Origin of the sequence: Photobacterium aquae, assembly GCF_001029445.1 — a bacterium.
GTDB lineage: Bacteria > Pseudomonadota > Gammaproteobacteria > Enterobacterales > Vibrionaceae > Photobacterium > Photobacterium aquae.
Map to the genome: position 1 here is coordinate 108,411 of NZ_LDOT01000014.1, position 11,898 is coordinate 120,308.

Sequence of the window (11,898 nt, forward strand, 5' to 3'; positions counted from 1 at the left end):
ATGGGTTTTTATTTTAAAAGATAAAATCCATTAATATATTTACAATCATAATTTTAGATATAATATTCACAACTTCTTTGCGCTACGGCATGAGCAGACCCCATTATGTTTGCTAAATTAGACGTCACTTCGACGACAAACTTGCACCTGTCACATACAGTCATCAGTAGCTCGAAAACCCTTTTCTTATCATTTTCACGTTCTTAAGGAGATAATTCGTGAGCAATGACAACAATGGTGGTATCCAAAGACCTGACGGCAAAGTCAGGCCTATTGATACCGACTATCAAATTGGCCAAGACAATATCGCCCTGAAAGTTGGTCCATTTGGTTTAGATATCCACAACCGCGTTTTTGCCATCTCAGGGTTAACAATCATCCTCTTTGTTATCCTCACTCTCACCTTCCGTGAACAAGTCGAGCCCTTCTTTGCCAACCTGCGTAACTGGCTCGCTTCTAATATGGATTGGTTCTTCCTCTCTGCAGGTAACATTTTTGTTATCGTCTGCCTCACACTCATTGTTACACCACTAGGGCGAGTACGTATCGGTGGTACAGAAGCCCAGCCAGATTACACCTACGCAGGATGGCTAGCCATGCTATTCGCAGCTGGCATGGGTATCGGTCTTGTGTTCTTCGGTGTGTCTGAGCCGATGTCCCACTTCAGCGCCTCTTTAAACGGCGTAACCGTAGAGAACGGCGTACGTACCGACTGGGCTCCGCTTGGTGGCGCTCAAGGTGATATCGATGCTTCCTCTGCGCTAGGTATGGCAGCAACCATTTACCATTGGGCACTCCACCCTTGGTCTATCTACGCCTTGCTTGCATTGGGACTGGCTATTTTCTCGTTTAACAAAGGCCTTCCTTTGACAATGCGCTCTATCTTCTATCCCCTTTTCGGCGAACGTATCTGGGGTTGGATTGGCCATGTCATCGATATTCTTGCTATTGTTGCAACCGTTTTTGGTCTGGCAACCTCGCTAGGTTATGGCGCATCTCAAGCCGCGACAGGGCTGAACTTCCTGTTCGGCATTCCAATGACCACAACAACTCAAGTTGTTCTGATCATTGTGATCACCGCTCTAGCACTGCTTTCTGTCGTTGCGGGTCTTGATGGTGGTGTTAAACGCCTGTCTGAAATCAATATGGGCTTGGCAGCACTGCTGTTGCTTTTCGTTATCGTTGTTGGCCCGACCCTTGCCATTTTCACTGGCTTTTTCGAAAACATCTATGCTTATGTAGTCAATATTCCAGCACTTTCTGTACCATTTGGTCGTGAAGATGTTAATTACTCTCAGGGATGGACTGCATTTTACTGGGCGTGGTGGATTTCATGGTCGCCATTTGTAGGTATGTTTATCGCCCGTGTCTCTCGTGGCCGTACTGTTCGTGAATTCATCATCTGCGTTATTCTGATCCCATCTACCGTATGTGTATTTTGGATGACAGCCTTCGGTGGCACTGCGATCAGTCAGTATGTAAACGATGGTTACCAAGCAGTCTTTGATGCTGACCTACCGCTCAAACTATTCGCAATGCTTGATGTATTACCACTAGCACAGATTACATCTGTCATTGGTATCTTCCTTGTTGTTGTTTTCTTCATTACTTCTGCTGATTCCGGCTCACTGGTTATCGATACTATTGCAGCCGGCGGTAAAGTCGATGCACCAACACCACAACGTGTTTTCTGGTGTACCTTTGAAGGCCTAGTGGCTATTGCCCTAATGCTAGGTGGTGGTTTGGCCGCGGCGCAGGCAATGGCTGTTACCACAGGTTTGCCATTCACAGTGGTACTCCTAGTCGCAACGGTCTCACTGATCAAAGGCTTGATGAGCGAACCGCGCCCTAAGAAGTCTTCACTAAAGCGTGCTCCGCAATAAGGTTCTAACGACTTTTGCTACAAGCACATACAAAAAACCACTGCCAGCTGGCAGTGGTTTTTTTATCTCTCTAGTTCAGACTCTACTCGCGATACTTCTCTGTGCTAAAGCCCAGAATCAAGCTGACGCACATTAACAAAAGAATAAACACGAATGGTAAAGCCGTTGAAATTGCCCCAGCCTGCAATGCTTCAATTGCCTCGGTGCCGCCGACATACAGTAGTACTGCCGCAACAGCCCCTTCAATCGTGGCCCAAAATACTCGCTGTGGCATTGGTGAATCAATCTTACCGCCAGCGGTAATATTGTCGATCACCAAGGAGCCTGAATCTGATGATGTAATAAAGAAAACCATTACCAGCACAATGGCAATAACCGAAAGAGTGGCACTCATAGGCAAAGATTCAAACATTTCGAACATCGCAAGTGGCACTGAAGTCAAACCATCTTGGCCTAGCACACCCACTTTGTGAATCACCTGATCTATTGCCTGACCGCCAAAAACAGACATCCAGATTGTGGTAATAATTGTCGGAACAATCAACACAGCAATCAAAAACTCACGTACGGTACGCCCTTTCGAGACACGGGCGATAAACATACCTACAAATGGTGACCATGACACCCACCATGCCCAGTAGAATACCGTCCAACCATGCAACCATGCCTGATCTTCACGGCCATGAGGGTTACTCAATGCAAAAAAGTTTTTCGCATAACCTGCCACGGTTGTTGGAATTGTCCCCATAGAAACGGCAAAACCCACTCCGGCAACAAAGACTAACAACGCCAGAGCCACCAGCATATTGAGATTACTCAGTAGCTTAACACCACCATCAATGCCTCGCGCTACCGAAATAATCGCCAATAAGGTAACAAAAACGATCACCCCAACCTGCAACCCAATACCGCCAGAAATACCGAAGACATGCTCGATACCGCTTGCAGCCTGCTGAGCACCTAACCCCAACGAGGTCGCAAGACCGAATAGCGTTGCCAACACGGCAAAGATATCGATAACATGGCCCGGCCAACCCCAGACACGATCGCCGAGCATTGGGTAAAATATTGAACGGATAGAAAGCGGCAAGCCTTTATTGTAAGCAAAAAAAGCAAGGGACAGAGCAACCACACCGTAAATCGCCCAAGGGTGCAAGCCCCAATGGTACATGGTTGCACCTAATGCCAACTCACGCGCTTCTGGCGTAAAAGGAGTGACATTCAGAGGCGTTTCATACCATCCGGTATAATATGCGACAGGCTCGGCAACACTCCAAAACATCAGGCCAATGCCCATACCAGCGGCAAACAACATTGCCAACCAAGACATTCTGGAGTAATCCGCTTCAGCGTCCTTACCGCCGATACGGATCTTACCAAACGGTGAAACAATCAAAGCCAGGCAAAACACCACAAAAATGTTGCCAGACCAAATAAACAGCGAATCAAAACTATTGATAATACTATTTTTAATGCCATCTAACGCCGTCTTAGCCGTGACAGGGTCACTCACCAACGCAGCAATCAAAAACAGCAGTATCAGGCCGGCACTGGTTCCAAACACCGGGTTATGAACATCAAACCCCCACTTCTGAATATTATCCTGGCCTACTGTGTAGTCCGTATTATCAATACTGTACTTATCTATACCACTCATCTTCTCATCCTTCTTGATAGACGAATGCCATGCAAAAACATTATCTGACAGAGCGAAATCTACCTTTCATTTCGAACGGCCAGATAATGACTCGACATGGCTCGCAACAAGAATACTTAGCCCTGTAATCATTAAATCAATGTACAGATCAAACCATTTCCTGCTCACTTCTGTCAAGTTTACTTGAAAATCAACACATAATGTCTATTTTTTGTACCACGAAGAGGTTAATCCGGGTGAATACGTGGATATTTCAATCACACCAATTGCTTCGGACGCAAAACATTTTACTTGAGATAACCATCGCTCGCTGGCATCGGTGACACCTACTTATCGCTCCCATCCATACAGGCAGCGATAAGAAAATATGGCACGTTTTAGTTTGTTGCGTTATCTCAAATAGGAGGAATGATGGGGGATAAAAGATGAGTATTAACAAAGCCTATCTAATGTGACTTTTACCTGCGGCATAACCTTGCTGATAGCCATGTTCTAGCTTCGCGAAATCCGTTGTCAACCGTCCAACAGCAAACGTTTTTGGCGGCACAATGACTGTTACCTTGCAATCAACTGGCGGACTTTCAATAAAAGCCATTGCCTGATTATAAATTTCCGCTCGTTTTAGCATCGCATTAGCCAAGACGGGATGCTCTTTGAATAATTTATTTACGACCCAAGCACTACGGTACTCAGGTTTTCGATAGCCTTCAGGGCGAGATAAAATCACCGTGATTTCCCTCGCCCCCATCTCATAGGCTTTGATAACAGGGATCGAGTCCGCAACTCCCCCATCAGTCATACTCTGACCATTTATTTGAGGATACCCCCGGTAGGCCAAAGGGACAGAACACGATGCCTTTAATAAGTCATTGAGGTTATCAGGTGTTGCCCGGGTATAAATGGGCTCTCCGGTATTGATATCCGTCGTAACGACATAAAGCGGGGTTGGCTGGGACTGAAAAGACGAGATATCGTAAGGCAGTTCGCGTAACGTGATCTCCCACAACCAGTCCAGATCTATCCAGTGGCCGCCTTTCATATAGCGGATAAAATCAATGAACTCAGGTCGACAGGAATAATCTGTAATGACCTTGTATGTCCGCTTAGGCTGCCGAGACAACCATGAAGCAAGGCTAGTTGAACCCGCTGAGACACCAAGACAAAAATCAAACGGTTGATAGCCCTGAGCAAGGTAGCTATCAAGTACCCCTGCAGAAAAAATCCCGCGCATTGCACCGCCTTCAACAACCAATGCTGATTTCTGTTTCTCTGTACTCACGTTTGCTCCCTCTGTTTTCGGTCATCTCTAGTCATATAAACTATCAGACCACAAACGAGTCAGCTATAGGTAACAGTCATATTATTTCAAGCCATTGTTACTCTTTTGAATAGCGCCCTACTGGGCGCTCAGTAAACACTATTTTTTCTTATTTGATTGCCTCCACTTTTTCGTGAACCCACGCGCAGACAAAGTAAATTCATTCAGTGATAAATTCTCAACTTTTACAGTATTACTCGTGATGAACTGATTAATAATGTAATCCTGATCACGACGCTCACGAGAATAGGCTGCAATATACTTTTTACTAGAGTATTTATATGATTTACAAAACTCTTCCATATATACTATTTTACCGTTTACCCGATAAGGAACGGTTCTTACGTGGCCATCCAACTGCGGGGCGAAAGTCATTGTACTTGCATTGCAAGAGTTTACCATTTTACCGCCAGATGTATCCGTCTGAGTAAAAATAAGGTTTCGCTGACCAAATGGTGTCGTTCCGATTTTCACATTCAGGGTTGTCGTATCATTCCCGTAATGCTTTGTGTCTTGTGCGTACCCATCTTTATGAAAATTGTAATGATGGGGATTTGGCTCTACAGCATAGCCCGATGTAGAGGTAGAAAAAAGCACGGCTGCAACTAGCATATAATTAACATTCATTCTTATACTGATCTATTGCCTACTGTTATATTGGGTTTAATTATGAACGAATAACTCTATCAGTTAAAACAATTTCACTATCATAAGAAAATTCATTTTCGGTATTATTCAAACACTATGCCGCACGATTCAAAACGGTACTGGGGATTCTGATATTGCTCATTATCCGCTTTGTAGTATTCTCGAGGCATCACACTATCTAGCCCTTTCGACTTAAGACACTGCCACTCATCACGAGTTATCACGACATATGACAGCGCCCTGTCCAATATTTCACCAATTCTCTCAACAGTTAATCGATCGTCTCGCACCAGAGCCTTGAGTTGACCCTCAATAACCCCTAACGGCAAATAAAGCTCGCGAACAAGATGCTTCAACGGCTCTTTCTTTGAAACCGCACTCAATTTGCATACGGCAACTGAACAAGGCGCATAAGAAAAAATCTGTCGCCAATCGGGTTTATTATGGCGCGTTACCAAGCCATGTTGATAACAGTAATAGGCCTCAAAATACTGCCGCAAAGAATGGAAGCGTTCCGCATAAACTTCCAAATAGATATGCTGTAACTCAATACCCGCATGAAATGCATATTCGGCTGACTGCGAGTTGTCACCTTGATAGCCCACTATACTCTCCGTTTTATCGTTCAATTTCCGAGAGATTACTCAGCACTTAACAAGAGATCAATTCAATCCAGTGCCTTCGTCGCAGCTTGGGCAAAGAACCAACAATACAGGACTCTCTTATTACTCAAAACAAACTCTCTTGAAATTTAAACGTATCTTCTTAGGTCTATTAACTCAAATGACCAAATTGCAGGAATACCTATGATCATAAAGAAAAAGGCCAAGTGGCAACTAGCCGAAAGCGATGCAACCCCTGAATCTGTCTACCACCAACGACGTGATATTCTCAAAAAGCTCGGAATAACATTGGCTGCACTCCCCCTCGCAGGGCAAGTTAATGCCGGTTTGTTCGACAGCTTCGGAAAGAACGCTGAAACCCCGGATCGACGACGCACCCTAGCGGGAAAATCTTCATCCTATTCAAACCCACAGCTTTCGCTGACTCCTGAAGACAAGATTCTAAAATATAACAACTTCTATGAATTTGGCACCGACAAGTCTGATCCCGCAGCTCGAGCGCAGAACTTCAAAACCAATCCTTGGAATATTGAAATCAAAGGATTAGTACGTAATCCGTTCACGCTGGGCTATGAAGATCTCTTCAAGCGTTTCACCATTGAAGAACGGATCTATCGGTTACGTTGCGTCGAGGCTTGGTCAATGAATATTCCATGGCTGGGGTTTCCCCTCGCGGCTCTAATCAAGGCAGCCAGCCCTACTAGCTCAGCAAAATACGTCGCCTTCGAGACACTCTATGACCCCGACCAAATGCCCGGGCAGGCGTCGCGGCGACTAGGTGGCGGCATCGACTACCCGTACGTAGAAGGACTTCGCCTTGATGAGGCGATGCACCCACTTACGTTGCTGTCAGTTGGTCTTTACGGCAAGACGCTTGCTCCTCAAAACGGCGCCCCCATTCGCCTTGTTGTTCCTTGGAAATATGGTTTCAAGAGCATCAAATCAATTGTAAAAATCACCCTAACGGACAAAATGCCGCCAACCACATGGAACATTCTGGCCCCACAAGAATATGGATTCTATGCCAACGTCAACCCGAAGGTTGACCATCCTCGCTGGAGCCAAGCCAGCGAACGATTTATCGGTGAGGGAAATCTTTTCAGCAGCCGTCGCCAACCAACCAAAATGTTCAACGGCTATGAAGCACAAGTCGCCGGTCTTTATCGCGGTATGGATCTGACAAGGAATTACTGATGCACGATATCAATACAAACAAGACGGGCCATGTTTCTCGGCCTCATCCCAAACGTCGCATATTGACACTCAAGCCTATTCATATTCGGGCTATAAAGGCATTAATCCACCTTGTCTCATTATGGTTCGCCGCCTTACTCATCTGGAATACGCTGGAAGGCAACTTCGGCGCCGATCCAATACAAGGCTTAAGCCACTTTACCGGTTTAGCAGCCCTTAACACATTGTTTATCACACTGGCGGTATCACCATTTGCTCGTTGGTTAAAACAAGGACAGCTTGTCAAAGTACGAAGAGTATTGGGCCTTTACAGCTTTGCTTGGGCCGTCTTGCATCTGGCCGTCTACATTGCCCTAGACCTCAATTTTCAATGGACACTCATTGCCGATGAAATCGTCTCTCGCCCCTACTTATCCTTAGGGGCTGTTTGCTGGCTGGTTCTATTTGCTTTGGCCATAACATCCAGCCATAAAATCCAACGAACAATGGGAAGGTACTGGCAGCAGCTCCACAACTGGGTCTATTTGGCCCTCATTCTGGCTCCCATTCATTACCTATGGTCAGTCAAGTCAGGGCTTATTGAACCTGTCATTTACTTAGTTGTTTCCATTGCTCTTTTAGCGATGCGATATCACACATTTCGTCGCTGGTTTGCACAGTTTGCGACCGCACATCCGCGCTCATAAAACACAGCTTGTATTTTAGATGGCCTAAGCCCCCTAACCAGCTGAAATATCGTAGAAGTTAAGACTTTTTCTGGTACGATATAACTTTCGGCGGCGGTATATACAGGCTCCAACGAGAGACGTTGAAGCCTGCAGTGATCTTTAATGGGGCAACTTTTGGTTGGCGATTATATTTTCAGCAGCATTGAGCGATTTCAATTAGATTGCCTGCAGCTATGCGAACAGCATTATCCAACGGTTCACAACCGAGGTATGCGTGAAAATCATTTGGGAAAAGCCCTTAGCCGACGCATTATTGCCACCCTCAATGACAAAGGGATCCCTGCGTTACTCGAACAATGCCAGTCAGATGAGCAATTGCCCCAGCCTATTTTCAGAATCCATAACAATGAACTAACCATTTGGATTATTGCCCAGCGCCTGCTCAGTGCCAACCTTGCGCGTCGCAAAGCATTTGTTCAAACCATTATCGATACCTGTCAAAAAATGGATGCCCAGCAACCCAATTATCTGGTTGTGGTCGCTGACCATTGGTTTGACCGAAGCAAAGCCAGTAAAGAAATTCTTGGCTGGTGGTTAGGTTGCCTGCCGGACAATATCGAGCCATACAACAAAGATGGTGTCCGTCTACTGATGCCAGAACACGGTATCCAGCAACAATTCGAGGCATTAGGCTATCCTCTGAACGGTAGCTATAAAACATATCATCCACTCAAGAAAGACGGCTGTAGAACGATTCACAAATACATTTTACTCTCGGCCTTCTTTGAGTTTCCTCAGCAGTGATAACGATATCATGAGTTCTCCGCAGCCTTATCCCGATCCAGTATTGGAATCCACCGAACATGAATTTATCGGTCACACAGGGGCTGCCGATACCCCCAACGAGCAACATGCTGCGCATTTGTCATTGAAAAATGACTCCCTCATCCGCCTGTTCATTCGCTACACCTTACCAACCATTGCCGCCATGCTCATCACCGGTATCTATGTTGCCATCGATGGCATGTTCATAGGCCACTATATTGGCGAAGACGGCCTTGCCGGGATCATGCTTGGCTATCCCGTAGGTTCAGTACTGTACGCCCTAGGGGCGCTCATTGGCATGGGGGCGTCTGCACTTGTCTCAATCAAACTGGGAGAAAATAAAACCCAGCAGGCAAAACGCATTGTCGGCAATGCCTTTTCGCTCTGCCTAATCATCTCATTGATAACCAGTATACTAGGAATGGCATTTAGCGAATCGATCCTGATATGGCTCGGTGCCAAGGGGAAAATACTCGAAATGGGTAGAGACTACCTCTTTTGGTATTTTGCATTAGGCACCTTTGCCATTATCTCACTGGCCTTTTCTTCACTCCTCAGAAACGACGGCCAACCTAACCGCGTCACAGCCATTATGATTTTCGGCGGGATACTCAATATTGTCCTCGACTGGCTTTTTATCGTGGTATTACCTTGGGCACTCACCGGGGCGGCCATTGCAACCATGCTCTCGCAACTCGTCACCGCCCTACTGTGCCTACAACATTTTTTCTCGGCAAAAACCGAATTGCGCATAACTCGGCAAAGTATGGCATTGCATTGGGATACTGTTTGTCAAATATGCAAACTCGGCTTTTCCAGCCTGCTGATGTATCTCTACCTTTCTGTTGTTCTGACGTTGCACAACAAGGCGTTCCTGTGGGTCGGCAACGCCATCCACGTTGCAGCCTACAGCATAGTGAGCTACACCGAGGCTTTCTTCTACCTGATCTTTGAAGGTATCGCTTTGGGTATTCAGCCCATTACCAGTTACAACACCGGAGCTGGTGAATATCACCGAGTGCGACAAACCCGAAATTTAGCCTTTGCGGTAACCTTGCTCATCGCTCTTTTGGGGGTCAGCATGATTTACAGTTTCCCAGAGTGGATGGTCTATCTTTTTGCCGGGCACAACCCGTCACTAGAGCCGGTCACGGTACAAGGAGCCCAGTTATATTTCTGGGGACTGCCAATGGAAGGGTTACTGCTTGTCGGGGCGACCTATTTCCAATCAGTCAATCGAGGCAAAGAGGCTGCGATGCTCTCTGGCGGCAAACTCGTGCTTATCACCCTGTTTATCTTCTCCTTGGCACATTTTTTTGGTATCCAAGGGGTTTGGCTGGCGCTACCTATATGCAGCAGTGCCCTAACCTTATGGATGTTTCATCGCCTGCGCAAAAAGTGACGGGGATAACGTAATGATCAAAAAATGCGGCCATTACAAACATTACGTCATGATTCTGGATAGCAAAATTATAATGTAACGCCCTAAAAGCAAACCTTTGCGTGATTTTTATCACATAACTAAACCCAAGTTTACAATACTAATTTTCAATACAAACGCATCAGGTATTATCCGCTCAGTTTCTACAAAGAGCGGTGATATTCATGTTCAAAAAAACCTTGCTTGCTGTGTCTATGACGGCAGCTTGCCTAGCAAGTGCTTCCTCCCTGGCGGCTGAAAAAGTTGACCTTCTGATCAAAAATGCCACGGTTCTTACAATGGACCAAGACAAGACCGTATACGACAATGGTCTAGTGGCAGTTAGGGACAATAAAATCTTCGCAGTCACCGATGGTTCTGATCTGGCCGAATACAAGGCTAAACAAACCATCGATGCTGATGGCGATATCGTCATGCCAGGTTTGATCAACACCCATACCCATGTCTCTATGACTGTATTCCGCTCAATGGCTGATGATGTGCCCGATCGCCTGCATCGCTACATCTTCCCGCTAGAAAAGAAACTGGTATCTCGTGATATGGTGCGTATCGGCGCACAACTTGGTAACGTTGAGATGGTCAAAGGCGGGGTAACGACCTACGCCGATATGTACTACTTCGAAGATGAAGTCGCTAAAACGGTTGATCAAATTGGGATGCGTGCCGTACTGGGTGAAACCGTCATCAAATTCCCGGTTGCCGATGCTGCCAATGCCGAAGAAGGTATTATGTATGCCGTCAACTTCATTGAAGAATACAAAAACCATCCTCGTATCACCCCGGCATTTGCCCCGCACGCCCCCTACACCAACACCACTGAAACACTGCAGACCATCACCAAGCTATCACTGCAATACGATGTGCCGGTAATGATTCACCTAGCAGAATCCAAGCGTGAAAACCAAGTGATCGCAGAGCGCAGTGGTGGCAAGAGCCCTGTCGAATATATGGCGCAGATCGGCGCTCTGACACCGAACCTTGTCGGTGCACACGTTATCAACGTCAGTGACAGCGATATCGAGCTGTTGAAAAAACATGATGTCGGTATCGCACACAATATGAGTGCCAATATCAAATCAGCCAAAGGGGTATCACCAGCACTAAAGATGTTTGATGATGGCTTACGTATCGGCTTGGGTACCGACGGGCCGATGTCAGGCAACACCATTTCAACCATTGATGAATTCAATCAGGTTGCAAAGGTTCACAAACTGGTCAACAAAGACCGAGCGGCAATGCCACCGATTAAAGTCATCGAAATGGCAACCATGGGTGCGGCACGTGCGCTACATATGGAAGACAAAATCGGCTCACTAGAAACCGGTAAACTGGCTGATATCATCGTCGTAGATACCAAAGCGCCTAACATGGTTCCGGTCTACAACCCATATTCGGCACTTGTGTATTCAGCCTATGCGGCCAACGTGAAACATACGATTGTTGACGGCAAAGTGCTGATGCAAGACCGTAACATGCTAACTGTAGACGAAACGGCCATTCGCAACGAGGCTCTTAAATTTGCCGATACTGTACGAAAAACAGTCGTAGAAAGCGGTGAAATTGTTCAATAACTACTGCTAAACCATGCTCAAAAACAGCAGCCTATTTGGCTGCTGTTTTTTATTGGCATACAAAAGACAT

Annotated in this window: 10 protein-coding genes; 6 read left to right on the forward strand and 4 right to left on the reverse strand. The window is 46.1% G+C overall.

Annotation, left to right across the window (positions count from 1 at the left end; genetic code table 11):
- Positions 1–218: 218 nt before the first annotated feature.
- Positions 219–1,883: a BCCT family transporter gene (locus ABT56_RS11995; RefSeq protein WP_047879113.1), complete on the forward strand. Its 1,665-nt coding sequence runs from the start codon at positions 219–221 to the stop codon at positions 1,881–1,883.
- A gap of 82 nt (positions 1,884–1,965) precedes the next feature.
- Here ABT56_RS11995 and ABT56_RS12000 read toward each other — a convergent pair whose 3' ends face one another.
- The 4 genes from ABT56_RS12000 to ABT56_RS12015 all read right to left on the reverse strand — a co-directional run bounded on the left by ABT56_RS12000 (position 1,966) and on the right by ABT56_RS12015 (position 6,111).
- Positions 1,966–3,540, reverse strand: a complete 1,575-nt coding sequence (locus ABT56_RS12000) for a BCCT family transporter (RefSeq protein WP_047879114.1) — start codon at positions 3,538–3,540, stop codon at positions 1,966–1,968.
- 442 nt (positions 3,541–3,982) lie between these two features.
- Positions 3,983–4,819, reverse strand: coding sequence for a patatin-like phospholipase family protein (locus ABT56_RS12005; RefSeq protein WP_276203184.1), 837 nt, complete (start codon positions 4,817–4,819; stop codon positions 3,983–3,985).
- Between the two features lie 138 nt (positions 4,820–4,957).
- On the reverse strand, positions 4,958–5,470 hold the full coding sequence (locus ABT56_RS12010; protein WP_047879115.1) for a hypothetical protein: 513 nt from the start codon (positions 5,468–5,470) through the stop codon (positions 4,958–4,960).
- 119 nt (positions 5,471–5,589) lie between these two features.
- The gene (locus ABT56_RS12015; RefSeq protein WP_047879116.1) at positions 5,590–6,111 is read right to left on the reverse strand and encodes a hypothetical protein; all 522 of its coding nucleotides are present in this window, start codon (positions 6,109–6,111) and stop codon (positions 5,590–5,592) included.
- Positions 6,112–6,312: 201 nt separating this feature from the next.
- Here ABT56_RS12015 and msrP point away from each other — a divergent pair, with 201 nt between their 5' ends.
- The 5 genes from msrP (at position 6,313) to ABT56_RS12040 (ending at position 11,828) form a co-directional block, all read left to right on the forward strand.
- Entirely contained in the window at positions 6,313–7,323 is a 1,011-nt protein-coding gene (msrP, locus tag ABT56_RS12020) for a protein-methionine-sulfoxide reductase catalytic subunit MsrP (protein WP_047879117.1), read from the forward strand.
- Positions 7,323–8,009, forward strand: a complete 687-nt coding sequence (gene msrQ / locus ABT56_RS12025) for a protein-methionine-sulfoxide reductase heme-binding subunit MsrQ (RefSeq protein ID WP_084722235.1) — start codon at positions 7,323–7,325, stop codon at positions 8,007–8,009. The genes msrP and msrQ overlap by 1 nt, the downstream gene beginning before the upstream one ends.
- A gap of 144 nt (positions 8,010–8,153) precedes the next feature.
- The gene (locus ABT56_RS12030) at positions 8,154–8,795 is read left to right on the forward strand and encodes a hypothetical protein (RefSeq protein WP_240478300.1); all 642 of its coding nucleotides are present in this window, start codon (positions 8,154–8,156) and stop codon (positions 8,793–8,795) included.
- A gap of 10 nt (positions 8,796–8,805) precedes the next feature.
- The gene (locus ABT56_RS12035) at positions 8,806–10,218 is read left to right on the forward strand and encodes an MATE family efflux transporter (RefSeq protein WP_084722237.1); all 1,413 of its coding nucleotides are present in this window, start codon (positions 8,806–8,808) and stop codon (positions 10,216–10,218) included.
- Between the two features lie 203 nt (positions 10,219–10,421).
- Entirely contained in the window at positions 10,422–11,828 is a 1,407-nt protein-coding gene (locus ABT56_RS12040) for an amidohydrolase (protein WP_047879118.1), read from the forward strand.
- The last annotated feature ends 70 nt before the right edge of the window (positions 11,829–11,898 follow it).

What these genes read in the sequence shown, in the direction of transcription:
- ABT56_RS12000 (WP_047879114.1), bottom strand. Translation starts at nt 3,540, where the DNA reads ATGAGTGGTATAGATAAGTACAGTATTGATAATACGGACTACACAGTA.
- ABT56_RS12010 (WP_047879115.1), bottom strand. Translation starts at nt 5,470, where the DNA reads ATGCTAGTTGCAGCCGTGCTTTTTTCTACCTCTACATCGGGCTATGCT.
- msrP (WP_047879117.1), top strand. Translation starts at nt 6,313, where the DNA reads ATGATCATAAAGAAAAAGGCCAAGTGGCAACTAGCCGAAAGCGATGCA.
- msrQ (WP_084722235.1), top strand. Translation starts at nt 7,323, where the DNA reads ATGCACGATATCAATACAAACAAGACGGGCCATGTTTCTCGGCCTCAT.
- ABT56_RS12030 (WP_240478300.1), top strand. Translation starts at nt 8,154, where the DNA reads ATGGGGCAACTTTTGGTTGGCGATTATATTTTCAGCAGCATTGAGCGA.
- ABT56_RS12035 (WP_084722237.1), top strand. Translation starts at nt 8,806, where the DNA reads ATGAGTTCTCCGCAGCCTTATCCCGATCCAGTATTGGAATCCACCGAA.
- ABT56_RS12040 (WP_047879118.1), top strand. Translation starts at nt 10,422, where the DNA reads ATGTTCAAAAAAACCTTGCTTGCTGTGTCTATGACGGCAGCTTGCCTA.